The 25,038-nt window shown below is 41.1% G+C and carries 24 protein-coding genes; 15 read left to right on the top strand and 9 right to left on the bottom strand.

What is annotated here, in order from left to right; all coding sequences use genetic code 11:
* The first annotated feature begins 4 nt into the window (after positions 1-4).
* Genes lptA through mrdA form a run of 5 tightly spaced genes read left to right on the top strand, consistent with a single transcriptional unit; the run spans position 5 to position 3,771 of the window.
* Positions 5-499 carry a lipopolysaccharide transport periplasmic protein LptA gene (lptA, locus tag B649_RS06010; protein ID WP_051013651.1) on the top strand — a complete coding sequence of 165 codons (495 nt, stop codon included), beginning with the start codon at positions 5-7 and terminating at the stop codon, positions 497-499.
* Complete coding sequence (yihA, locus tag B649_RS06005; protein ID WP_015653621.1) at positions 496-1,107, top strand: ribosome biogenesis GTP-binding protein YihA/YsxC; 612 nt, start codon at positions 496-498, stop codon at positions 1,105-1,107. Before lptA ends, yihA begins: the two co-directional genes overlap by 4 nt.
* Complete coding sequence (locus B649_RS06000; protein ID WP_015653620.1) at positions 1,104-1,565, top strand: N-acetyltransferase; 462 nt, start codon at positions 1,104-1,106, stop codon at positions 1,563-1,565. The genes yihA and B649_RS06000 overlap by 4 nt, the downstream gene beginning before the upstream one ends.
* Positions 1,532-1,987, top strand: coding sequence for a hypothetical protein (locus B649_RS05995; RefSeq protein WP_015653619.1), 456 nt, complete (start codon positions 1,532-1,534; stop codon positions 1,985-1,987). Before B649_RS06000 ends, B649_RS05995 begins: the two co-directional genes overlap by 34 nt.
* A complete protein-coding gene (mrdA, locus tag B649_RS05990) occupies positions 1,984-3,771 on the top strand; it encodes a penicillin-binding protein 2 (RefSeq protein WP_015653618.1) in 1,788 nt (595 codons plus the stop codon). The genes B649_RS05995 and mrdA overlap by 4 nt, the downstream gene beginning before the upstream one ends.
* A gap of 1 nt (position 3,772) precedes the next feature.
* Here mrdA and ybeY read toward each other — a convergent pair whose 3' ends face one another.
* Complete coding sequence (gene ybeY / locus B649_RS05985) at positions 3,773-4,195, bottom strand: rRNA maturation RNase YbeY (protein WP_015653617.1); 423 nt, start codon at positions 4,193-4,195, stop codon at positions 3,773-3,775.
* Positions 4,196-4,320: 125 nt separating this feature from the next.
* Here ybeY and B649_RS05980 point away from each other — a divergent pair, with 125 nt between their 5' ends.
* The 6 genes from B649_RS05980 (at position 4,321) to B649_RS12180 (ending at position 13,512) form a co-directional block, all read left to right on the top strand.
* Positions 4,321-7,938 (top strand): restriction endonuclease subunit S, encoded by a 3,618-nt coding sequence (locus tag B649_RS05980; protein ID WP_291750823.1) that lies wholly within the window; start codon positions 4,321-4,323, stop codon positions 7,936-7,938.
* A gap of 16 nt (positions 7,939-7,954) precedes the next feature.
* A complete protein-coding gene (queC, locus tag B649_RS05975) occupies positions 7,955-8,617 on the top strand; it encodes a 7-cyano-7-deazaguanine synthase QueC (protein ID WP_015653615.1) in 663 nt (220 codons plus the stop codon).
* Complete coding sequence (locus B649_RS12190) at positions 8,610-9,251, top strand: SprT family zinc-dependent metalloprotease (protein WP_015653614.1); 642 nt, start codon at positions 8,610-8,612, stop codon at positions 9,249-9,251. The genes queC and B649_RS12190 overlap by 8 nt, the downstream gene beginning before the upstream one ends.
* A gap of 72 nt (positions 9,252-9,323) precedes the next feature.
* The gene (locus B649_RS12185) at positions 9,324-11,219 is read left to right on the top strand and encodes a PAS domain S-box protein (protein ID WP_015653613.1); all 1,896 of its coding nucleotides are present in this window, start codon (positions 9,324-9,326) and stop codon (positions 11,217-11,219) included.
* The gene (locus B649_RS05960) at positions 11,216-11,653 is read left to right on the top strand and encodes a response regulator (protein WP_015653612.1); all 438 of its coding nucleotides are present in this window, start codon (positions 11,216-11,218) and stop codon (positions 11,651-11,653) included. The genes B649_RS12185 and B649_RS05960 overlap by 4 nt, the downstream gene beginning before the upstream one ends.
* 5 nt (positions 11,654-11,658) lie before the next feature.
* A complete protein-coding gene (locus tag B649_RS12180) occupies positions 11,659-13,512 on the top strand; it encodes an HD domain-containing phosphohydrolase (protein ID WP_015653611.1) in 1,854 nt (617 codons plus the stop codon).
* Positions 13,513-13,530: 18 nt separating this feature from the next.
* Here B649_RS12180 and B649_RS05950 read toward each other — a convergent pair whose 3' ends face one another.
* The 5 genes from B649_RS05950 to mobB are packed head-to-tail and all read right to left on the bottom strand — an operon-like array spanning position 13,531 to position 18,044.
* Positions 13,531-14,535 carry a hypothetical protein gene (locus tag B649_RS05950; RefSeq protein WP_015653610.1) on the bottom strand — a complete coding sequence of 335 codons (1,005 nt, stop codon included), beginning with the start codon at positions 14,533-14,535 and terminating at the stop codon, positions 13,531-13,533.
* The gene (gene metG, locus B649_RS05945; protein ID WP_015653609.1) at positions 14,532-16,481 is read right to left on the bottom strand and encodes a methionine--tRNA ligase; all 1,950 of its coding nucleotides are present in this window, start codon (positions 16,479-16,481) and stop codon (positions 14,532-14,534) included. The genes B649_RS05950 and metG overlap by 4 nt, the downstream gene beginning before the upstream one ends.
* Positions 16,482-16,517: 36 nt before the next feature.
* On the bottom strand, positions 16,518-16,712 hold the full coding sequence (locus B649_RS05940; protein ID WP_015653608.1) for a hypothetical protein: 195 nt from the start codon (positions 16,710-16,712) through the stop codon (positions 16,518-16,520).
* Positions 16,696-17,541: a class 1 fructose-bisphosphatase gene (locus tag B649_RS05935; RefSeq protein WP_015653607.1), complete on the bottom strand. Its 846-nt coding sequence runs from the start codon at positions 17,539-17,541 to the stop codon at positions 16,696-16,698. Before B649_RS05935 ends, B649_RS05940 begins: the two co-directional genes overlap by 17 nt.
* Positions 17,538-18,044 carry a molybdopterin-guanine dinucleotide biosynthesis protein B gene (gene mobB / locus B649_RS05930; protein WP_015653606.1) on the bottom strand — a complete coding sequence of 169 codons (507 nt, stop codon included), beginning with the start codon at positions 18,042-18,044 and terminating at the stop codon, positions 17,538-17,540. Before mobB ends, B649_RS05935 begins: the two co-directional genes overlap by 4 nt.
* A 156-nt stretch (positions 18,045-18,200) precedes the next feature.
* Between mobB and B649_RS05925 the strand changes: the two genes are divergently transcribed.
* From B649_RS05925 to B649_RS12540, 4 genes are all read left to right on the top strand, one after another.
* A complete protein-coding gene (locus B649_RS05925; RefSeq protein ID WP_015653605.1) occupies positions 18,201-18,629 on the top strand; it encodes a FecR family protein in 429 nt (142 codons plus the stop codon).
* Positions 18,626-19,225: an OmpA family protein gene (locus tag B649_RS05920; protein WP_291750959.1), complete on the top strand. Its 600-nt coding sequence runs from the start codon at positions 18,626-18,628 to the stop codon at positions 19,223-19,225. The genes B649_RS05925 and B649_RS05920 overlap by 4 nt, the downstream gene beginning before the upstream one ends.
* Positions 19,226-19,227: 2 nt before the next feature.
* Positions 19,228-21,327, top strand: a complete 2,100-nt coding sequence (locus tag B649_RS12175; RefSeq protein ID WP_015653603.1) for a CHASE2 domain-containing protein — start codon at positions 19,228-19,230, stop codon at positions 21,325-21,327.
* 71 nt (positions 21,328-21,398) lie between these two features.
* Positions 21,399-21,884: a hypothetical protein gene (locus B649_RS12540; RefSeq protein WP_291750958.1), complete on the top strand. Its 486-nt coding sequence runs from the start codon at positions 21,399-21,401 to the stop codon at positions 21,882-21,884.
* On the opposite strand, the gene B649_RS05910 is transcribed toward B649_RS12540, so the two are convergent.
* Genes B649_RS05910 through gltX form a run of 3 tightly spaced genes read right to left on the bottom strand, consistent with a single transcriptional unit; the run spans position 21,793 to position 25,024 of the window.
* The gene (locus tag B649_RS05910) at positions 21,793-23,445 is read right to left on the bottom strand and encodes a transglycosylase SLT domain-containing protein (RefSeq protein WP_015653601.1); all 1,653 of its coding nucleotides are present in this window, start codon (positions 23,443-23,445) and stop codon (positions 21,793-21,795) included. The two genes, B649_RS12540 and B649_RS05910, sit on opposite strands and share 92 nt — an antisense overlap.
* Positions 23,442-23,729, bottom strand: coding sequence for a YggT family protein (locus B649_RS05905; protein ID WP_015653600.1), 288 nt, complete (start codon positions 23,727-23,729; stop codon positions 23,442-23,444). The genes B649_RS05910 and B649_RS05905 overlap by 4 nt, the downstream gene beginning before the upstream one ends.
* The gene (gltX, locus tag B649_RS05900) at positions 23,726-25,024 is read right to left on the bottom strand and encodes a glutamate--tRNA ligase (RefSeq protein ID WP_015653599.1); all 1,299 of its coding nucleotides are present in this window, start codon (positions 25,022-25,024) and stop codon (positions 23,726-23,728) included. Before gltX ends, B649_RS05905 begins: the two co-directional genes overlap by 4 nt.
* Positions 25,025-25,038: the final 14 nt, after the last annotated feature.

Genomic DNA, 25,038 nt, shown 5'->3' with positions numbered 1-25,038 from the left:
AATAATGATGATACGATTTTTAATATTTTTAGCCCCATTTTTCATCTCTTTAGCACATGCTGAGGAGTTGAAAGTGATCTCGGAGAGTTTTAAAGGGGATCAGCAAAAGGGTGTATCGGTGTTTACCGGTAATGTCAAAGTGACAAAAGGCTCTGATGAACTGAATGCTACCAAAGTGACCATTTATACCGACAAAGAAAACAAACCGACCAAATATTTTGCCGAAGGGGATGTATCGTTTTATATCCTAACCGAATTGGGCGAGAAATACAAAGGTAAGTCGCAAACAGCAATCTATCTTCCCAATGAGAGCGAATACCAATTTTACAAAAAAGTTGATTTGATCCGTATCGATGATTACCGTCGGGTTAAAGGGGATAAAGTTGTCGTTAACACCGTTCATGGGCATGCATCGGCCGAAAGTGCTAATAATGAACCGGTCGTTATGACCTTTTCCCTTGAAGATAAAAAAACCAAACCTAAAAGTACGGCGAAATGATTGAAATTATTGATTCATCGTTTGTAACGTCTGCTCCGAATATCCGTTTAACGCCGGAGAATGAGTACCAAAACGAAGTGGCGTTTATGGCGAGATCGAATACGGGGAAGAGTTCATTGCTCAATACCCTTACACAGCGTAAATCTTTGGCAAAAGTTTCGGCGACTCCGGGGAAAACGCGTCTGATTAATTATTTTGACGTGATATTCGCCGATCGAGAGACGAATGAGCGTCTGAGTGCTAAATTTGTTGATTTACCGGGATTCGGATACGCTAAAGTCGCCAAGTCCTTAAAAACCGATTGGGAAAGCAATCTTACAAACTTTATCTCAGAACGCAAACAAATTCGTGTCTACGTTCATTTGATCGACTGTCGTCATCCTGATTTGGAGATCGATCGCTCTGTTGATCAATATTTACATGAAATTTGTACCCCGGAACAGTTTATTGTGACTATTTTTACTAAAATTGACAAACTCAACCAAAAAGAGCTTAATGAGCTTAGAAATCGATTTCCGGGTGCATTGATGGTTTCGAACTCGAAACGTCGCGGGGTTGATAAAATTGTTGAGCATATTTACCGTCTTTTGAAAAGTGATGATGAATGAATATCACCTATAAAAAGCCGACCCTTCGTGATATCCCCGCTATGCAGAAATTGGTTGCACCGGAGGTAGAAACCGGTGTCATCTTATCACGCAGCAATGATGAGATTGCGACCAATATCCGATCGTATTTTTTAGCAATGGATGGAGAACAATTGGTCGGTTTTGTCGCACTGCATATCCACTCTCCCGCATTGGCTGAACTACGCTCAATGATTATCGATACGGCGTATCGAGGGCAGAATATCGGCAGTGCGTTAGTTGAAAATGCGTGTGAAGAGGGACGCCGTTTAGGATTAAAAGAGGTATTGGCCCTTACCTATCAGCAACGCTTTTTTGAACGTTTGGGATTTATTGAAATTCCTAAAGAGTCTATTCCTGAACATAAGATTTGGGCAGATTGTATTAAATGTAAACACTTTCCGGTATGCAACGAAGTTTCCCTTATCAAAACGTTATAAGCCGACTTTTTTTAGTCGGTTTATTTATCGTTTATATCAGTTTATCCAGTCTCTATCTTTTATTGCCGCCATTGCTTGCGGTGTTGTTTTTTGCCTATTACGATGCCCTGAGTAAACATGATCTTTTCGGCTTGCTTATTGTGGGGGTGATGCTGCTGATATTTGAAGCAGAAAAGGGGTTTTGGTTTGGAAGTACGATTCTTTTTTTTACGGTGTTATCACGCTATTTACTCCCGAAACTAGAGCAGCTTATCCAGTGCCGTATTTGTATGGGCGCCATTTTTGTGGCTTTGGCATATCCGGGTTATTGGCTCTACATTTGGATTGCGAATGGAGTTTTATTACTTGCTACTCCAGCCATAGATTGGCATATCGGACTCTACATGATTGTTGAATTTTTAGTGATTGCGACGTTGATATGAAAGTACGAATTTTACTCTCTTTTTTTGTCCTTGTTTGGATTGGACTGCTGGTACGGGTTTTTCACCTTTCGGTTCAGTCAAATGAGTATTATGAAGTTCTCTCTGAAAACAACAGTATTAAGACCGAACTTTCAGCCCCGGTTAGGGGAGAAATTCTCGATCGCACCTCTGAACCCATCGCTATTAATGAGTTGGGATTCAAAATCGCTTTGGCTCCGCATCTCACCAAAGGGAAAGATACGACATTGTTGGATGGAGAGATAGCCTATCTTCTCTCCATGATTCCAACATTGGATGGCAAAAAGATAGCCAAGACCTATAAACAGGAAGATTCATACTACAACCATGCATTTATCGATGTCGTTGACTTTATCCCTCATGAAACCATCATTCCCCTCTATTCATTAATGAACTTACGTGATACGATCAAGATATCACCGTCGCCAAAACGATTATACCCCTATGGCGCAGTGGCTTCCCATCTCATCGGATACGTAGCAAAAGCCAACCAAAAAGAGATTGATAAAGACCCTTCTTTACAACTTTTGGGTCATGTGGGCAAGAACGGTATAGAAAAATATTACAACCACTATTTACAAGGTGTCGCAGGTGAACGCCGCATCAAAGTGAACGCCCATAATGTTGAAATCGAAGAGATAGGGAGAAGTGCTACTCAAGAAAATCATAATTTAGTCCTCAACATCGATATGAGACTTCAAAACTTCATTACGCAGGCTTTTGAAAAGCGGGTAGGGACGATCGTGGTTATGGATGTACACGGTGCTATTTATGCTGCAGGGAGTTATCCTGAATACGATCTCAACACCTTCGTCTCTGGTATTAGTTCAGATGAATGGAATCGACTCATGAACAGTGTTGACGCCCCTTTCACGAACAAAATTATCAACGGTCTTTATCCGCCGGGATCTACGATTAAAACGGGAATGGGACTTATCTATGTAACCTCGGGTATGCTTAATGAACAAAGCACGGTTCAATGCAGCGGATCTATGAAACTGGGTAATCGTGCTTTCCGTTGTTGGAAGGGTAAAGGCCACGGTACCACAGAACTTTCCAAAGCAATTACCCAAAGTTGTGATGATTATTTTTATAAAGGTTCTCTCCAAGTCGGAATAGAGCGAATGAGTACCAATCTTATACGGATGGGATTAGGGAAAAAAACCGGTATTGATCTGCCCAATGAGTTTATCGGCACCGTCCCTAGCCGTGCATGGAAACGGGAGAAATACAATAAACCGTGGTATCAGGGTGAAACCCTTAATACGGCGATCGGTCAGGGGGATTTTCTCGTTTCACCACTGCAAATGGCGCAATTTACCGCTCTGATGGCAACCGGAAAACTTCCGGTACCGCACGTTGCAAAAACGATCGGAAATAATCCCTATACTCCTACGCCGTTGGATGTTTTAACGACAGTGGAAAAAGAAAAACTTCCGATTATTCAACGAGCCATGCGTGGAGTATGTAATGACCCGGGCGGGACGGCAAAAGGGTTTGTCAGCACCCGTTTCCCGATTGCCGGAAAAACCGGTACCGCTCAAACTACGGGGATTGCCCAAAACGTTAAACAGCGCCAAAGTGAGCACTCTATGGATTACTTCAGCCGTTCACATGCATGGTTCACGACGTATGGACCTGCCGAAAACCCTCAGTTTATTGTGACGGTGTTGGTAGAACATGGAGGACACGGCGGTGAAGCTACCGGAGGGATAGTCTCATCAATCTACAATAAGCTTGATGATTTGGGATATATTAAAAAATAAACTATTCTTCCAATGTCCTAACGATAAGGCTTTTTGGCAGTGCAAATTTTTCGATCAACTCTACTTCTTTTTGTCGCATTTCACCGCTATCGATTTCGTGGTCAAATCCGAGCAAATGAAGGATGCCATGGATAAAGAGGAGGGCGATTTCATCGTCTTCACTGTGGCCTAGATCATTGGCGACACTTTGGACTTTATCGACACTGATGACGATGCTCCCCAACGGTGCACCCGGAAACGGCTCACTTGGAAAGCTCAGGACATCCGTCGCTTTGTCGATGCCGCGAAACTCACGGTTAATTTCGGCGATTTCGGTGTTATCGGTGAGAATCAACTCAATCTCTTGGTCGCTCAGGGTATCAGCGATTTGCTCTAGGAGCTGAAAATTATAGGTTTTATCGGTTCGGTTATCAAGTTCTATCATGGCGGTATTATATCGTTTTATTTATATGACAAATTGCAAAGTAAAATTTAATTTTGGTATGTTTAGGTACAATATTTGCTATATAAATACTATAACTATTGATGTGAAAGAATGCAATGAATACAGTGTCAAATGAAAAAAATCTTCTTCTTGCTTTAGGCTTCACTTCCAAAGAAAACAGTAATGGTATTTTCCATAAAAAATATGCTGATAACTACACCATAGAAATAGATTTTGTTAATGAAAAGTTCAATTATGGAAATCTAATTCAAGCTGAGAGTAAAACAACGCAGAATTTTTCACAAAAAGAAAATTGGGTTGTCTTGGAATGTGTCGATAGGCTCATAGAAAAAGGATATGCACCTAATCGTATTACCCTTGAAAAAGTTTTCCCATCGGGTCATGGCACAAGTGGTCGGCTAGATATTTTGGTTTCTCGTAATGACGGCACAGCCTACATGATGATTGAGTGCAAGACGTGGGGAGCTGAATTTGAGAAAGAGTTTAAAAATCTGAATAAAGACGGTGGACAGCTTTTCACCTATTTTCAACAAGACAATAATACGGATATTTTGATTCTCTACGCATCACGCTATAACGAAGCTGATAAACATGTCGAATATACCAATCAAATTGTAAAGGTGGAAGAAGAATACCGAGCGGCGGGAAATGTAAAAGATTTTTATGATCGCTGGAACAAATTGCCAAAAAATAACGGTATTTTTGAAGAATCAGCAAAAGCGTATGGATTCGTAAGCAAAGCATTGACACGAAAGGATTTGAAGGCATTAAAAAGCGAAGATAGCAGCTTTATTTTTAACCGATTTTTGGAAATTCTTCGACACAATGTGGTATCCGATAAACCTAATGCTTTTAATAAGATTTTCACTCTCTTTTTATGCAAAATCATCGATGAAACGAGAACACTTGATGAGGAGCTTCATTTCCAATGGTTAGAGGGAAAAGACACCTCTATCTCCTTTCAAAAACGGTTATCTGACCTTTATACACGTGGGATGAAAGAGCTTTTAGAAAAAGAAGTAACCGATGTCAGCGATAGTCAGTTTGACAAAGAATTTCAGCAAGTAGATGATCTTTATCGCGATAAATTTAAAGATATTTTGACCGAAATTCGACTCAAAAAGAACAATGAATTTGCCATTAAAGAAGTCTATGATGATGATTCATTTAATGAGAATGCCATCGTAGTAAAGGAAATAGTTGAGTTACTGCAAAACTATCAAATCCGTTACAACTATCGCCAACAATTTTTGAGCGACTTCTTTGAATTACTTCTTACGACAGGTTTGAAACAAGAATCTGGTCAGTTTTTTACCCCTGTACCTGTAGCACGGTTTATTATCCGAAGTATCCCGTTTGTGGATATTGCAAAAGCCAAGATAGAGAAAGCGGATAAAACCGATCTTTTGCCTGTTATTATCGACTATAGTGCAGGAAGTGGGCATTTTATCACCGAGTCCATGGAAGAGGTACAAAATTACATTGATACGATTGACGAATCGAAACTCAGCACTGTTGCGGCAAAATCGGTAGCCAAATGGAAAGCCGATCAGTTTGATTGGGCGGAAGATTATGTTTATGCGATTGAAAAAGATTATCGTCTCGTGAAAACGGCAAAAGTGAGCTGTTATCTCCATGGTGACGGTTTAGCAAAAGTTATCCACGGTGATGGATTAGCCGATTTTGAGACGGCAAAAGAGTACAAAGACAAGCTTAAAATCACCGATAAAACATATAAACAAGATAATAAAGCATTTGATATCGTTGTTTCAAATCCCCCGTACTCAGTGAGTGCGTTTAAAGGGATGATGAACAGTGAAAAATCTGCGAATAATTTTGAGCTTTATGGACGACTTACCGATCAAAGTAGCGAAATCGAAGCACTGTTTATCGAGCGTACCAAACAGCTCCTCAAAGATGGTGGAATAGCAGGGGTTATTCTCCCTAGCAGTATTTTGAGTAATGGCGGTATCTACTCCGATGCACGGGAGATTATCTTAAAATACTTCGATATTATCGGTATTACGGAACTGGGTTCCAACACCTTTATGGCGACGGGAACCAATACGGTCGTTCTTTTCTTACGCCGTCGAAATAATGCAGACCATCGCAATATCAAAGAATCTATTAGCAAACTTTTTGAAAATAAAAATGACATCACCATCAACGGTGTAGAAACTCCTTTGTCGAAATATTTAGCTCATGTATATGAGGGGATGCACAAGGATGAATATTTCTCTACTATTGAGAATTCAGTGGAAGAACAAGAAAAACTGCTCTATTTCATTATCACTTATCCGCAAAAAGTGGTCATTGTTAAAACAGGCTCTAAAAACGATGAGAAAAAGTTTTTGGGCTATGAATTTAGTACTCGTAGAGGTAGTGAGGGGATTCATCCGATCCAAAGAGATAAAACCATTGATGAATGTACGATGCTCTACGACCCGAACAGTTATGACAATGAGAAACGAGCGAGCAGTTATATCTATAGTGCTTACAAAGGCGAATTCAAACCAATCGATGAGACTCTAAAAGAAAATATCTCGTATGCTAGATTGGTTGATATGCTCGATTTTGAACGGACAGGTTTTAGAAATACAATCAGTCTCAATATTAAAAAAAAAGTAGTTATTGCGAGTAAATGGGAACTAGAAAAAATAGGGAACATATGCTCATTAGAATATGGAAAGAGTCTATCTGAACAAGTTAGAGTTAAAGGCGAATTCCCTGTTATGGGTTCAAATGGTCAAGTAGGATGGCACAATGAATTTATTGTTAAAGCTCCAGCCATTATTGTAGGACGCAAAGGATCAGTTGGAAAAGTTGTATGGCAAGAAAAAGATTGTTGTCCAATTGATACGACGTATTATGTTGTTTGTAAAAATAATGCAATAGATTTTCAATATCTATACTTAGTGTTATTAGCACTTCCATTAGAATCATTAGGGCAGGGAGCGGGTGTACCTGGACTAAATCGTAATGATGTATACGATATTCAAATTCCTCTCCCACCTCTTAAGATTCAGGAACAAATAGTAAAAGAGTGCGAAGATGTGGACAACTTGGTCATTCTTGCTCAGAATACTATAGAAGATATTAAAATCGAAATTGATCAAAAAATACAAGAGATCTATCAATCATCATATCCATTACAAAAATTAAAAGAGATCACTTCTAAAATTGGAAGCGGTGCAACTCCTCTAGGTGGTGAATCAGCTTATAAACAAAGTGGGATTACTTTGATACGAAGTATGAATATTTATGATGATGGTTTTAAAATTAAAGGGTTGGCATATATAGATGATACACAAGCAAAAAGGCTTGATAATGTGACCGTTCAAGAAAACGATATACTTTTCAATATTACTGGGGCATCTGTCGCTCGATGTTGCATAGTAGAAAATCAATATTTGCCTGCACGTGTTAATCAACATGTCTCTATTATAAGACTTAATGAGAGTGCTTTACCTCAATATGTACATCAGATTCTTATAGGTTCACATGCCAAAAATGAACTTCTTTTTAGTGCTGGCGGTGGTACTACACGTGAAGCTATTACTAAAACCATGCTTGAAGATTTTAAAATTCCTCTTCCGTCATTAAAGATTCAAAAAAAGATCGTTACTGAAATCGAAGCACTTGGAGTAAAACTTGCAGAAGCTAAATCGTTGATCGAGAGTGCAAAAGCCAAAAAAGAAGCAATTTTAAAAAAATACCTCTAATCTATGGATATTTAACATGAAAAAAGCACTTTGTATTATGAGCGGCGGGATGGATTCAACCCTCGTTGCTTACATCATGCGTTCACGCGGCTATGAAATTGTAGCGCTCCATTTTAATTACGGTCAACGCACGGCGGATAAAGAGCTTGAATCTTTTCGTTCTATCTGCAATGACTTAGAGGTGCGTGAAAAATATGAGATCGATCTTGATTTTTTTAAAACCATCGGGGCATCGGCACTGACGGATCATAGTATCGATGTACCTACGGGTGGGATCGAAGCGGGGGTTCCAATCACCTACGTACCGTTTCGAAACGGTATTTTTCTCTCTATCGCTATGGCAATCGCCGAAAAAGAGGGGTGTTCTGCCATTGCCATCGGAGTTGTCGAAGAGGACAGCAGCGGCTATCCTGACTGTCGTGAGTCTTTTATCGAAGCATTTACCAAAGCGGCAAATCTGGGGACCAAAGATTCCACGAAGGTGACGATTGAAATGCCTCTTGTCCGTTTACAAAAATCACAGATTGTACAAGAAGCATTAGCTCTCGGTGCACCATTGCATTTGACATGGAGCTGTTATCAAAGCGAGGAGAGGGCATGTGGAGTTTGCGACAGCTGTCGATTGCGCTTACGTGGCTTTGAACGTGCCGGAGCGGTTGATCCAATAGAGTATGTTTGATTCTTACACGTCACCCATAACGATCCACTACCGTCCCCGGAACCGTAATACGTATATCACGATCACCCATAACGGTGAGGTATGTATTCGGACTCCAATCAAAGATGAAAAACGGATTCGGATGATTTTGCGTGAGAGAGAAAGTTGGATTCGCTCTAAAATGTCTGTAATTGCATCCGCTACAATGACCTATCATACCCTTGGTGAAACCATCCGGTTCAGAGGAGAATCTCTCCCAATCACTCAGTTTTTAAATTTGTCCGAAACACTCAAAAAAGCTAAAAATACCATTGATATTGAAAAATATTACCATCATTTCTACAAAAATGAGGCACTTTTAACACTCCCTTCACGTGTATCGCATTATGCTCGAAAGATGAATTTACACCCCAAAGAGATACGGTTTAAAAAGATGCGGCGGCGATGGGGGAGCTGCAGCAGCGAGGGGATTGTAACCCTCAATACGATGATGATGCAGCTCTCGTATGAGCATATCGACTATATTATTGTTCACGAATTAGCCCATTTACGGCATATGAACCATTCGCTTGATTTTCATGCTTTGGTCCGGAGTATTTTGGAAAACGAGCGAGAACTGCGTAAAGAATTGAAACGTACACAGATGATGCATTAAATTTTTCTTTCCAAGTTTATATTAACATAGAATAATGTAATATCATAAAAGCTACTCAAATAGGATTTGAGGATGAAAAAAGAAAATATTATCTTTTACCTTATCGGTGTATGGGTCAGCATATTGATCTTAAGCAGTATAGGGGTATGGTTACTCGATTTTTCTAATTCAAAAGAAAGCGTTCCTATTCACGCGACAGTAGAAGCATCCGGCTCTATTATTGCCCTTTTTCTCGCTTTTTTCCTTTTTAAATTTGACAATGATGCCCAATATTTAAGCCGTTATCATTTTGCTTCCATTGCCCTTATTGCGATGGGAATTTTCGAATTGTTTCATGCTATCAGTCTCCCCGGATCACTTTTTGTTTGGTTGCATACGATTGGGCTCTTATTGGGGAGTATCCTTTTCCTTAGTGTATTTCTTCCTGAAAAAAAAGTTTCCTCTCTCCTCTATTATGGCATACCTATCGCAACAGCTATAGTTTCAATAGGTATTGCAATCTTTTTACTTTTTAATAGCGAAATACTTCCATCTGCAATCGTCAATGGCTATTTCTCGACAAGTGAAATTGTTTTAAATAATCTATCCGGTTTGTTCTTTTTTTTAGCGGCATACTCTTTTATCCGTTACTACCGTATGGAGCAAGACTCGAAAGACCTCTATTTTATTGGCCTTACCATCATGCTGGGGAGTGCTGCATTTCTTTTTCAAAATTCGGTAATTTGGGAATCTTATTGGTGGTATTGGCACTTCATCCGTTTGGGAGGATTGTTATTTGTCCTTCTCTATTTTATCCGTTTTATTGCAGAAAAGAACAAAAATTTTATCAGTCGAGAAATACAATCCAGTATTGTTGATTTTTCTGCGGATGCCATTATCACAATATCGCCGAATGGGATTATTTTAACGTGGAATGCTTCATCTGAAAAGCTTTTTGGCTACACAATTGAAGAGGCTGTCGGTAAACCGATGGTTTTTCTTTATAGCTTGGATTGGGCAACGAAAGAAGCAGAACTCCGTAATCATATTTTAGAAGGAGCATCTTTAGAGCAATTGGAAACCGTGTTTATTTCTAAGAAAGGGATTGAGTTGAATGTTGCCATTTCTCTTGCACCGCTAAAAAATTCAAACGGAGAGATTATTGGTCTCTCGAAAATTGTTCGAGATATTACAGATAAAAAACGTGCTGAAGATCAAATTCGTACCCTTAATGCCGAATTGGAGCGTAAAGTGTTGGAACGTACAGCCGCACTTCAAAATGCTTACGATGAGATGGAGGCATTCACCTATTCGGTATCACATGACCTGCGTTCCCCTTTGCGTGCGACGGATGGATTTTCTCAGGCACTTCTCGAAGATTATGGCGACAAGCTTGATACAACGGCGCAAGATTATCTCTCCCGTATCCGAAGTGCGAGTCAAAAGATGGGAGGGCTGATCGATGATCTGCTTCAGCTCTCCCGTCAAACCCGTACTTCGATGGTCCCTTCTACGATCGATTTAGGCGTTATAGCACGTCAAATTATCTCGGAACTAGTACGACAGAATCCCGAACGGCATGTTGAAGTTATTATCGGGAATGACTTGAACGGTTATGTCGATGCAAATCTCATGCACATTGTCTTGGATAATCTTTTGGGGAATGCTTGGAAATATACCTCGCAGCATCCTACCGCTACAATCGAATTTGGATCAATGACACAAAACGGTGAAAAAGTTTTTTTTATCCGAGATAACGGTGCGGGATTTGATATGTCGTATGTGGATAAATTATTCAAACCGTTTCAACGTCTTCATACGGTAGAGGAATTTGCCGGTAACGGGATCGGTTTGGCTATGGTGTACCGGATTATCAAACGGCATCTTGGCCGCGTTTGGGCAGAGAGTGAGATCGAAAAAGGGTCTACTTTCTTTTTTGTTTTGGGGCTTAGTGAATCAACCTATAAACACACGGAGGACAAATCATGATCAATCAATACATTTTACTGGTGGAAGATAACCCTGATGATGTAATGCTTACCCTGCGGGCTCTAAAAAAGGGGCATGTTATTAATAATGTGATAGTTGCAGAAGACGGCGCTAAAGCATTGGACTTTTTATTTGGGAAAGGGGAATTTGAAGGACGTAACACCGCAGATCATCCAAGACTTATTTTACTTGATTTAAAACTTCCGAAAATTGGCGGATTCGAAGTGCTCGAAGCGATTAAACATGATCCTATTCTCAAGCGAGTTCCTGTCGTTATTCTCACTTCATCACGTCAAGAAGAGGATGTTGTGCGTGGTTATGATCTGGGTGCTAACAGCTACATCCGAAAGCCCGTCAATTTTGATACCTTTATCGACACCGTTACCCAAATCGGGATGTATTGGCTACTGACCAACGAATCAGCAGAGGTATAAAATTCATGGAAAAAGAGTTACTGCGCGTTTTGGTTATTGATGATTCTGAAGATGACACACTATTGCTTGAGAGAGAGTTGAAGCGCGGAGAATGGGAAGTCACCCTTTTTCGTGTCGATACCGCCGAAAAGATGCAAGAGTCGTTGCGCAATGATTCATGGGATATCGTCCTATCTGATTTTATCATCCCCGGATTTGGCGGGATGGAAGCGTTAAAACTTTTTAAGAGTTTTGATCTTGATATCCCGTTTATTTTGATCTCGGGTAAGATCAGTGAAGAAATGGCTGTTATAGCATTGCAAGAAGGGGCTCAGGATTTTATCCTAAAACAAAATTTTACCCGTTTATTGCCGGCGATCCGCCGTGGTATAGAGCGTGTCAACATACTCACCGAAAAACGGAAAACACTCGAATCACTCTCCAAAAGTGAATCGCTTTTTAGAACCCTTGCCTCTGTTGCACCCATCGGAATCATACGAACCGATACTCAGGGACAATGCATTTATGCCAATAAAAAATGGCAGGAGATTACAGGTATAGACGATCCATGTTTGCTAGACGCCCCGATTTCAGGAGAGGTTCATCTTCAAAAAACAGATGGAAGTTTTGTATGGATATTAGGAGAAGTCGCACCGATCATTGAGAATGACATAATTACAGGCTATATCAGTACAGCAACGGATATTTCCGCAGAAAAAGCCAATGAAGAGCGTTTGATTCGGCAAAAAGAGCTTTATAGCGCTCTTAGTTTTACCAATCAGGCAATTGTCTATTCAGTAACACCGCAAGAGTTATTTGATGAAATTTGCCGGGTTGCGATTGAGAATGGAAAGTTTAATTATTGTTGGATCACTACTTTCAATCCTCGAACGGAAGAGTTTGAGCTTCAATCTGTGGGTGGGGGAGACGAGGAATTTATTGCTGATCTGAAAACACTTATAAACCAAAAAGGGAATTTCTGCCGTGAGGGACTTCAAGACAATTCTGATCTTATTATTAATGATATTGACGACCCTGCTGCCGATCTAACAATCTGTCATGAACTTGGAAAAAAATACAATAGCAGATCGTTCGCCAATTTTCGCTTATGCAATGATAGATCGGCATGTGGTATCTTGACTTTTTGCTCCGATCAAAAAGATTTTTTTGATGAAGAGATACGTACGTTGCTCCGAGAGATGGTGGGTGATATCTCATTTGCTTTGAAAAATTTTGAAGAAGAAAAATGGCGCGTGAATGCCGAAGAAACACTGCTTCGAAATAAACAAACCATTGCAGATTTACTCATCGATACCGTTGCCGCTATCGCCACAACGATTGAAATGCGTGATCCTTATACGGCAGGTCACCAAAAACGGGTCGCATCACTCGCATGTGCCATTGCTCAAGAGATGGGAATGGGACATGAGAGAATTGAAGGGTTGCGTCTGGCGGCACAGATTCACGATGTTGGAAAAATTCAAATTCCTGCAGAGATACTGAGTAAACCTACCAAACTAAGCGATATTGAGTTTTTAATGATAAAAACCCATCCGGAAACAGGGTATGCGATACTCAAAGGGATCGAATTTCCATGGCCGGTTGCTACAATTATTCAGCAACACCATGAAAAAATGGACGGTTCAGGTTACCCTTTTGGTCTAAAAGGCGATAATATACTTTTAGAAGCACGCATTCTTACCATCGCTGATATTGTCGAAGCAATGGCTTCTCATCGTCCTTACCGACCCGCATTAGGGATCGACGCGGCATTAAAAGAGATTCTAAAAGAGCGGGGAATCAGATTGGATGCCGAAGTAGTTGATATTTGTATTACCCTTTTTGAAGAAAAACGTTTTTATTTTATGGAAACAAAATAGTTTTTTATCTGATAGAGTCTAAAATAGCAGTTCGAGCTGTTTCATAGCCGAACGTGACGGATTTAAAATCCCTTTATCTACCCCTGCGACAAGGGCAAAATGGAAGCTTTTTGATTGCAAGATGGACAAAACTTCTTCAGGATAACGATAAAAAAAGATATTTTCTATCCCGATTGTTAGGGAAGATCGCATCGATTCAGGTATCAAATAGATAATTTTTGCCCAAGCGGCCTGAGCATCGAGAAAATCAATCTGCTCATCGATCAGCTCTAAAAGCGGTTCAAAAATAACGACACGATCACTGCTGCCGAACTCTTTGCTCTCTAAACGCGAATTGGTAAAGACAGGGATAAAATGTCCCATTTTACTAAATCCACGTATCTGAAACGGAATCCGCAAAAAGGTATAAAAAAAGAGAATATGTTCGAGATACGGAATAAAGAACGGTGAGAGCATCTGCCGTTCATAAAAGGTATCATTGTGGATAAACGAGGTTTCAAAGAGGGTTTGCTCGATAATCGTAATCGTTTTTTCTTGAGCACGGATAAGTTGAGAGTGTTCAATAAAGATATCCGCATCGGTGAGGGCAGGGGAAAACAAGACGATTGATTTTTTTTCCAGAGGCCAGAGTTTTTCCCAAATCTCGCGCATCGATCCCTCAACATTGCAAAAATTGGACGGAGTGGAAATCATAGAGGAGAGATGCAGTGTGATCGGATCACAGGCATATACCTGAAGCTCTTTTTCGAGGAGATAAAAACGGAGGAGTTTTTTCAGTGCCAAATCAATATTGTCAACTTTAATCCAAGCGATTTCACTGTCGCTGATTTGGGTCGGTTTATCGAACATAACGCCATACGCACCGTTTTGGAGCGCTTCAGGGATATCTTCCGGCGAATAAGCGATAAAAAAAGATCCACGCTTTACTTTGGAAGGATCAAAGACGACACTTTCAAAAAGGCTGATCGAAGGATCTCCTAAAAGAGTCCCTTTGCTCAGTGCGAGGATATTCTCAAGTCTCATCCAACCGAACTTCCACATGAGCGTGGTTTTTCAGGTCGAACCAAACAAAGCCCATCTGCGTCTTTTGCCGCTAGAATCATCCCCTCAGAGAGAAGACCCATCAATTTTGCCGGCTTGAGGTTGGCAACAACACATACTTGAGTTCCAACGAGCGATTCTGCACTGTAGTATTCTCGAATCCCCGCGACGATTTGTCGCGCTGACTCTTCACCCAAATCAACTTTGAGCTTTAGGAGCTTGGAGCTTTTAGGGACCTCTTCGGCATCCAAAACAGTTCCGATTTTGATCGAGGTTTGGAAAAACTGGTCGATAGTGATAAGACCGTCTTCGGAAACGGTAGATTCTTTTTTATCTTCCATTTTAGGTTTCGGCTCTGCTTTAGGTGCTTCATCAATCATCGCTTTTGGAGCCTCTTGCATCAACGGTTCATCCACACGCGGGAAAAGCGGAGGGATTTTTTTGATTGTAAAGGTTTCCAGAAGTCCTTTATCGAGGATGAGACGGTTATAACTCTCAGTTGTAATCTCAAATCCGAGTGCATCGGCAATTGTCGCTGTGGTATTCGGCATGATAGAGTTGAGCATTACTGATGCTTTAGCCAACAGGTTAGCGACCAAGGCAACCGTAGCGAGTGCTTCATCATTGCGTCCCTCTTTGATCTTAACCCAAGGTGCATGCTCTTCAATCGCTTTATTGCCGATGGTAAAGACTTTCCAGAGTTCTTCAAGGTAACGGTGAAGCTGCAATTCACCTAAATAGGTTTCCAAAGAGTCTAAGATGGCATGAGCGTCATTTAGCTCTTTAGCATGATATTTCTCTACATCGATACTGTTGATCACAAAATCGGAGTACTTTTCAGACATCCCGATGATACGATTAAGAAGATTCCCTAAATCGTTAGAGAGATCGGAGTTCATACGGTCAATCAGGGCACGTTGTGAGAAATCTCCGTCTTGACCGAACGGTACTTCACGCATCATGAAATAGCGGAAGTTTTCGACGCCGTAGTGTTTGGCAACTTCGCGTGGGTCAACGACGTTTCCTTTGGATTTTGACATCTTCTCACCATCACGTGTCCACCATCCGTGTGCACCGATATGGCGCGGCAAAGGCAATCCGAGACTCATCAAAAATGCCGGCCAGTAAATCGCATGAAAACGGAGAATGTCTTTACCGACAAGCTGAGTTGTTGCAGGCCAAAATTCCATTTTTGCTTCATCCGAACCGTATCCGAGTGCGGTAACATAGTTCATGAGTGCATCGAGCCATACATACATAACGTGGCGCGGCTCATTAAGTGATTCAGGCAGATGTACTCCCCAGCTAAAGCTGGTTCGGGTTACGGAGAGATCGTTAAGACCCCCTTTGACAAAACTGATCACTTCATTACGGCGTGATTTCGGGAGAATAAATTCTGGATGGGCTTCATAATACTCTAACAACGGTTTTTCGTACTTGGAGAGTTTGAAAAAGTAGCTCTCTTCTTTGAGAATTGTAGTTGCTCTTCCACAATCAGGACAACATCCGCCTTCCATGAGCTGAGATTCAGGGAAGAAGGTCTCACAGCTGACGCAATAGTTTCCTTCGTAAAAATCTTTGTAAATATCGCCGTTTTCAAACATCTTAAGAAATGCGGCTTGAACGCCTACTTTATGCGATGCATCGGTTGTGCGGATAAACTGATCGTAACTAATTTCAAATTCGTCCCAAAGAGTACGAAACGTTGCGCTGATCTCATCCGCAAATTGTTGCGTCGGTTTTTCCAGTTTTTTAGCCGCTTCTTCGATTTTTTGACCGTGTTCATCCGTTCCGGTGAGAAAATAGGTTTCATTTCCGATTAGACGTGAATTACGTGCAAGTGTGTCTGCAATGAACGTAGTGTAAGCATGACCTATATGGGCTTCGCCGTTGACGTAGTAGATAGGAGTCGTAATGTAATTCTTCATTGTTGTTTTTTATCCTTAAGAAATTCAATCGTTGTATTAAAAATCAAACCCGCCGGTTTCACCTTTGGACATACTCTCATACACACTTCGAATGTATTTGGTGCGGATTTCGCAACCGATACATTTTTCACACACATAGCAACTGCTTAAATCATGCTCTTGTTGGCACTCTTGGAGAATTTTTATGGCTTCATCCAATAGTTCTTCATATTCATTATTGCTGTCCGGCATAGACACTCATAACCTCATTAATTTCATCTTTTGAACCGAAAAAGCAGGGGCTGGTATCGTGAACGTGTTTAGGTTCTTTATCTAAAACACGTACTGTACCGTCGATCGCTTTTCCACCGGCTTTTTCAAAAATAAAGGCAAAAGGGAATACTTCAAACAACATTCGAAGTTTCCCCTCCGGCTTATCACTTGCGCCCGGATAACTAAACAAACCGCCCCCTTTGAGGAGGATTTGATGAAGATCGGGAACCATACCGCCGGAGTAGCGGAGGCGATAGCCGCGAGCGAAGAAACTGTCAATCATGATTTTATGAAAAGGAGCCCAACATTGTTGCGTTCCGCCCGGTGCATTGATTTTCCCTTTTTCATTCAGTTGAATATGCTTAACAAACTCAAACTCACCGTTTTGAAGCAGATAGAGAGAAACATTATGCTCATCCGCAAATACCAACTCAACACGCGGTCCATAGACGACATAACAGCTCGCGACCATTTTACTCGGAGTAAATTCACCCTCATAAATACCGAAGATTGATCCGACACTGAGATTAACATCGACAAGAGATGAACCATCCAGCGGATCAAAGGCAATAAAATAGTGACCGTTTTCGTTGAGCACCATCGGGTGTTCTTTCTCTTCGCTGGCAATCGTATGAACACCTTCGACACGGCTCAGTTCCTCTTCGATAATCAAATCACTTTGGATATCGAGTTGAAGCTGAGTTTCACCGGAGCTGTTTTGTTCTTGAGAGTAGCCGATATCTTTAACATCAATGGCGTTTTTAATCCGAATAGCGCTTTTTTGGATCGCTTCTAAAATAACATTCATTCTATAACCTTTGCGTGAGCTAAAATCCACTCGATCACCTGATCGGGGTTGTTGAGATCGAGGATGTCTATTCCATGAGGAATATCATAATGCGCCGTATCTATACTCTCATCGATCGCTAAAGCGTTCATATACGGAAAGTAGTCGGTATCGATGTGCCCTCGAAAGATACTGATACGCGGAAGCGGAAGATTTTTCAACCCCTCAACGAGCAATACGTCAAACTCACCGAAAAGAGCGACCAATTCGTCCAACTCTTTGTGACGTTGCGAAAAATAGGTGGTACGGGTAGGGGAGGTGACGATAACCTCGGCTCCCGTATCACTGAATTTATAGCTGTCTTTTCCCGGAACATCAAACTGAGCTTTATCTTTCGGATCATTTTTGATGATAGCGACTTCTAAATTGTGTTCATGGATCAATTTTCGTGCTACTTTGAGGATCAAGGTAGTTTTGCCGCTATTTGAGGGACCTGTGAATGCAACTGCTAAACGTTTTTTCAAATCAATAACCCTCACGTAAAATTAGGGATATTATAGTCTAGGTTCATTTTAAACTTTCTAAAGAAGTGAAACAATTGATTAAAATGGATTGTAAGTCGATATACGATAAAGTTGTTCGAAGAAAAACACCCCCCTCTACGCTATCAAGGAGATTGAATGATATGGAAAGTTTTTGCCCTCGTTTTGACGCTTGCATTGTCTGCTCAGGCACAAGAATCGGTTGCATTTATTAAAAGTCTCAAAGGTGATGTCAGCATCAAAAGAGAAAATACAATTCACCCTGCCAAAAAAGGGGAAAAACTCTTTTCACATGATGTAATACAGACGGAAGAAAAAGGGGGAACCGGACTATCATTTAATGATGGAACCCGTATATCCGTTGGATCAAAAAGTATTTTGGAGATTGATGATTATCTCTTTGCCCCTTCTCAAAAAGCCTTCCGTTTTGATTTGTCGCTTCACAAAGGAAGTGCAGTATTTGAATCAGGCAGAATCGGTAAATTGGCTCCTGAAAAAGTAAGTTTCAAAGTACCGCAAGGAGTTGTCGGAATTCGCGGAACTAAATTTGTAGTAGAGGTTGAATGATGGAAGCGTTATTGATTTGGAGTGCATTTATTTTGTCCCTGCCGTTTATCACCTCTGAGCCTTCTACTACAGTGATATTGCTTGAAAACAATACCTCCCATAATGCGATTGATGTTTCAACCCAATTAGGTAAAGTAACAATTGATCAGCCTTATTATGCGACAACCCTGAGTGCACCGGATAAAAAACCAAGCGAGGTTGAAAAGCTCGATCCCGATAGTGTCAATAAAAAATACGCTGACGTACTGGGGAATCTTCCGAGTAAGGCGGTATCAACGCTCTTCTATTTTGAACCGGGAACGGCAGAAATAGCACAATCATCGAAAGATCAGGTAGAAGAACTGATTAAAACTATCGCTTTATATGATCCTGCCTCTATCGATATAATCGGTCATTCCGATCGTGACGGAGATGCGGATAAAAACTATGAACTCGCGCTCGAACGTGCGCATGCCGTTGAGAAGTTTTTGCATGAGCGAAACGTCAATATGGAACGTTCCAGTGTGGTATCGTATGGAGAAAATGATCCCATCGTTCCAACCGAAGATGGTGTGCCGGAACCTAAAAATCGTCGTGTAGAAGTGATCGTTCGCTAATCGTGAAATCTCTCATTTTTGCAGCGGGTTCATTACTACTGACGGGTTTATTTTACCTATTTTGGTGGAATGCACCTCTGCTTCGCCAGCTTGATTACAAGATATATGATCAATTGAGCAGCGATTTTCCTCCATCCCATACTCCTGAATCTACGGTTGTTGTTGAGATCGACGATAAAAGTCTGAAGGCTTTCGGTCAATGGCCGTGGCCCAGAGTAATCACCGCAGAACTTATCAATCGGATTAGTGATGCCAAACCAACGGCTGTTGTTTTGGATATTGTTTTTTCAGAAAAAGATCGATCATCACCGGATACGCTCCAAAGGTTTTACCGAGATTTTTTTGATTTGGATATCCGTGTCGATGGACTTCCAGAACCTTTGTTGGATAACGATCAAATTTTATCCGACGCACTGATGCAGTCGAATACTATTCTTCCCGTTTTCAGTGATATCAGCATGCATCCCAAAGAGTGCCTGCTTCCCCCTTCGCGTATCCAAGATCAGCGTATTGAAACAGCACAATTGGAAAACATCGATGCAATGGTATGCAGTTTGCCGATTTATCAACAACGCTCAAAAGGGATAGGACATATTCATGCCGTAGCCGATAATGACGGAACATTTCGACGGTTATCCATGTTTATGCGCCATCATGATGAGTTGATTCCAACGCTGGGGATTGCGGCAGTAGCATCGAAAAATATTTCTATTTCTACCCATCCGATCTCATCATTGAAAGGTGATTTTGAATTTAACATCGGAAATAGCCGATTTTCAGTAGATAAGTATGCAAACGCACTGTTGACGTTTTATTCTTTTGAAGCGTATCATAGAGTCTCAGCCTATGATTTGCTCAGCGGTAAAATTGATCCCAGAATATTAAAAAATAAATTTGTCTTTATCGGAACAACGGCCTTGGGATTGGATACGTGGCATACAACTGCCAACGGTACGATTTTACCGGGAGTATATCTTCACGCAACCATGGTCGAAAATCTTTTAAACAATGATTTAAAGGTTCAGCCTTCACTTTTTCCTTGGTTCAATCTTCTCTTATCGTTTGTAATCGCAGTGATTTTATTGGTTTTAATGGTTCGTAAACGCTATTTGAGCATACTCCTCTCTTTTATGGCATTGTTTGGGATAAGCTTTGGTGTGACCTATATTGCATGGCAGTACAATATCTATATTTCTATCGGATATTTCCAGATTCCATTGATCTCTTATCTATTTATTCTTTCAATGTTAATGTTCTTTATCGATTACCGTAATACCAAGCAATTTATGGAAGAGATAAAGCGCTCATCAGAGCAAAAGCGTCTCTTAAAATCAGAACTCGACCGCACTGAAAGTGAGATAGAGTACCAAAAAGTGATGTTGTTTCAACAATCCAAACTGGCTGCTATGGGGGAAATGATTGATAATATCGCTCATCAGTGGCGTCAACCGCTCAACACGCTCGGTGTCATTGTACAAGATACCCAATACGCGCATAGAAGCGGAAGATTGGATCAACACTACCTTCACTCCATGACTACGGAATCGATGGAACAGATTGAGTTTATGTCTCAGACAATTGAAGATTTTCGAAACTTCGTTAAACCTGACCAGAAGAACAGCCCCTTTGATTTGAATGAAGCGGTTGAACAATCGGTTCAACTGTTATACGGCATGCTTGAGGCTCATCGCATTAGTATCAATGTTGAATATTCTGAAAGAGCATTGGAAGTCTATGGCTCCACGGGAGAATTCAAACAGGTAATAATCAATCTTTTGAATAATGCGCGGGATGCTTTGATCGAAAAAAATCCCCCTGATCCCGCCATCATGATTCGTATTTTTGGAGATGATACCTACGGAGCGGTTAGTATTCAAGATAACGGCGGAGGAATCGAACCCGAGGTGATAGGACGTATTTTTGAACCCTATTTTACTACCAAAGAAGAGGGGAAAGGGAGCGGGATAGGGCTGTATATGTCGTATGCGATCATACGAACCAAAATGGGAGGAATGATTGAGGTCTCTAACGTTGAAGATGGAACATTATTTACGTTGACCCTTCCTCTTTGGAGGGATCCGTTTTCTTTAATAGAAGAATGATCTGTTTTGGGAAAAAACTTCTAAGGCTTCTTGACGTATAATAGCGATTATTCGATGACTAAAGGATAGAAATGCGATTTTCTTGGATAGCAATGGCCGCTTTATTGGCTTTCAGCGGATGTTCTCAAAAAGGGGCTTTTGATCTTTTTAAAATGGATGCGTCACATGAACGTGCAGTGGAACAGCTTCGAACCGGAGCCATTGTCTTGTCTTTAGAGACAAAAGCAATCCTATCAACACTCTATCTCAACCCTATTTACCCTGACCAATACAAAGATGGGGAATATTTTATCGCGGCAGTCTATTTTGAGCGGGACAATCGTGATATTCGAAAATGGGATTTAAATACTTATGGGTATACGTTGACTTTGAACGGTAAAAAAGCAACGATCTTGGAAGAGCTGAATCAAAGCGATCCAAGACGCACTTTGATTCCGGTTCAGAACAACTGGAATAAATACTTTTTTATTCGCTTTGACTCAGTTGCTGACTCTTCTTTAGCCCTTCAGCTCGAAAATAATCGGACAGGGAAGGTTGTGTTAAAGTATCAAAAATAGCAGCTATCGATACCTTCTCACCTAAAATATTTTTGTAGATTACATAATTGGCAAGTACCCGCTTGCCATATTCGCGGCTCTCTGCATTTCCCACCAATTCCATACTCATAAACGGTTCATGTTCGCCCGGATTGAAATACGCTCCACTGAGCAATAGCCGTTTGGTAAATCCGATCCCTCCGTTATACGCATACGCCATCAGTACCGGATTGTAAAGGGTCGCTTCGATGTGTTTCATATGCTCGATTGAATAAGCGATACTGTACTGCGGATTAAACATATCATCATACGATTTTATTTTCATCGGATGGATTTTAGAGATACTATCGACGTTAAAAGGCATAATCTGCATAAGCCCAAGGGCAAATGAACGTGAAATTAAACCCGGAATCAGACGAGTTTCTTGTCGCATCAGCGCGTACAGCATGGCTTTTTGATCGGTTTTGATCGTATTCATATACTGATCGTATGGCATGGTATAGTTATGGATATAGGGTTGATATATCCGTTCAATCATATAGGCTTGAACGGCTAAAGAGTCTTCTCCGTCATAGCGCTCAATGATCTCATAAAGTTTTTCAGGGGGAGTGGCAACCAACTCTTTGTGAAGCGCATTCCATTCAAACGGATTGTCTCCTTTGAAGCCCCCTTTGTCAGGTGTCGGAAGGGTAGTAAAATAGTTTTCGGCCACTTTCCCGACACGCTCTTTAGCCCATAAAGTGTACATATTGATATCGAGGCCATTTGCAAGTTCGTTTAATACCGTTTCATCACCATTGATGCGGTAAATCCAAAAGTTGTTTTTGTCCCGTTCTATCGGAGAAAGGGCCTGACGTTTAGCTTCTTTGAGGTGGTAGAGAGCGTTGTCACTGCGTTTGTATTTAAGGGCATTGATACCCAGATAAAAATGGGTTTGTCCATCATACGCTCCGCCGCTTACATTGGCAAGAGAAGCTTGGAGTTTTTCCATTTTCGGATCGGTTGCGCTTAGATAAACCAGCTGATTAAATCCACGCATGGCGCTTAGTTCAGCAAGTGTTTCATTCTCGACATTGTGATTGAAATGCTCTTGGCGATACAATGGGCTTGAGATAAGAAAGAGTTTTAACGAAGGTGCCAAATCACTGAAAAGGGTGAAATGGTTGTTGTGGTTCATGGTTCTAAGCCAAGCGGTATCACCAAAACGTTCACCAAGCCGCATCGCGATCAGTTCACGTTCGAAACTTTGTAATGACTCTGCCTTCATCGGGGTGAGGGCGAGATAAAGACAGTCTTCTTGTTCGATACTCATTAACGCCGAAGCCGGTTTTTGGAGGCACTCTGAGGTATAGCGTATCTCGATTTCATCCGTTTTTTTCGCGTAATCGAATAAGAAGCGTTGATTCACATTGTCTACTTGATAAAATGCTTCTTGAGCTTGTGATGCATTGATATCTTGTTGTAAATATTGCCAAATTAAAAAGTTTTTTTCACGTGAAGCGGGCTTATTGCTAATATCTTCTAAGGTAACGCCCCATACATTGCTAAGGAGCAGTACCGCTAGGGATATTGAATACTTCACGCCATAACCATCGCATTAATGACATTAACCAAGATAACATCAATGATATTTAGGGCGACAATCAAAATAATCGGAGCTAAATCCAAACCATTAAACACGGTTGGGATGAATCGACGAATTAATGCGTAAGCAGGCTGAGTGAGACGGTAAATAATCTGAACAATCGGATTATAAGGATCAGGGCGTACCCAAGTCAAAAGTGCTCCGATAATAACAATCCATATGTATACGGTAAGAAGAGAATGGACGATTCCGCCCAATCCAGAGATAATGCCGCTCATCATTTGACCACCTCTTTGAGATAATTTTTGATATGTGTGTATAAATCGTTCATTTCAGGACCGTGTTCTGCACCGCCGATGAGAATACGAAGCGGTTTAAAAAGGCTTTTTCCCTTCAAACCGCTGTGTTCTATCAAATAGGCTTTGTACGATTCGTAATCATCAAAATGGGGAGCTTTTAGGGTCAGATTGCGCAAGATATCAAATCCTTCCTTATACTCATCCGGGACATTTTTAGGGGCAAAAATTGCACCGATTTTAGCACGAAGCTCTTTAAGTGTACTTGCCTCTTCCAAAAATAGCTTTGCGAGGTTCCCGATCTCTTCATCGGCAAAACCGACATAGCGCGAAAGCTCTTTAGGATCGAGTCCTCGTAAATGTTCGCGGTTAATAAATTTGAGTTTATCAATATCAAAACGGGCAGGAGCTTTTGAGAGAGTTTTTAAATCAAACCATTTAATTGCTTCTTTGAGGTTAAAAATCTCACACGGAGGTTTGTTCCCCATTAAAATCAGGTAATTGGTGATTGCTTCCGGTAAAAATCCCTCTTCGAGGAGCCATTTAACACTTGAGGCATCATCCCGCTTGGACATTTTTTTCCCCTCGTTTCCGAGGATAATCGGCAAGTGGGCATACTCGATCTTTTTAGTATATCCCAACGCTTCGTGAATTGCCATTTGCTTAGGGGTATTGGAGAGATGATCTTCTCCACGGATGATGAGAGAGACATCGGCGAGCATATCATCCACCGCACAGGCAAAATTATACGTCGGATACTTATCGGCACGCATTAAAATAAAGCTGTCGATATCATCGGCGGCAAAAGTGCTCTCACCTTTGATAATGTCGGTTACTGTGATTGAATGCTCCGGTTTTTTAAGACGAATGGTGAAGGGGAGGGGATTGTCGATAACCTCTTCGGGATGAAGGTTTTCGCACGCGCCGTCATAACGATAAGCGACTTTTCCCTCTTTAGATGCTTCACGTTTTTCTTCTAAGGTTTCAGGGGTACAAAAACAGTTGAATGCTTTTTTGTCTTGAAGGAGTTGAAGCGCCATTGCACGATGAAAGCGTAGGTTGTTGCTTTGGAGTTGTTGCTCTTGGTACTCTATCCCAAATAGAGCTAAAATCTCGAAAATCTCTTTCTCTTTACCGGGAATGTTACGCTCTTTATCGGTATCTTCGATACGGATTAAGAGGGGCTCTTCACGTTGAACAGCAGAAATATAATTAAACAATGCGACGCGGAGATTGCCGATGTGCATATCTCCCGTCGGGCTTGGGGCAAAACGAAGCATAAATATTTCCTAAA

The sequence above is a fragment of the Candidatus Sulfuricurvum sp. RIFRC-1 genome (assembly GCF_000310245.1).
Taxonomy (GTDB): domain Bacteria; phylum Campylobacterota; class Campylobacteria; order Campylobacterales; family Sulfurimonadaceae; genus Sulfuricurvum.
The sequence above is the reverse complement of the archived record's forward strand: the minus strand, read 5'-3'. Positions and strand labels throughout refer to the sequence as shown.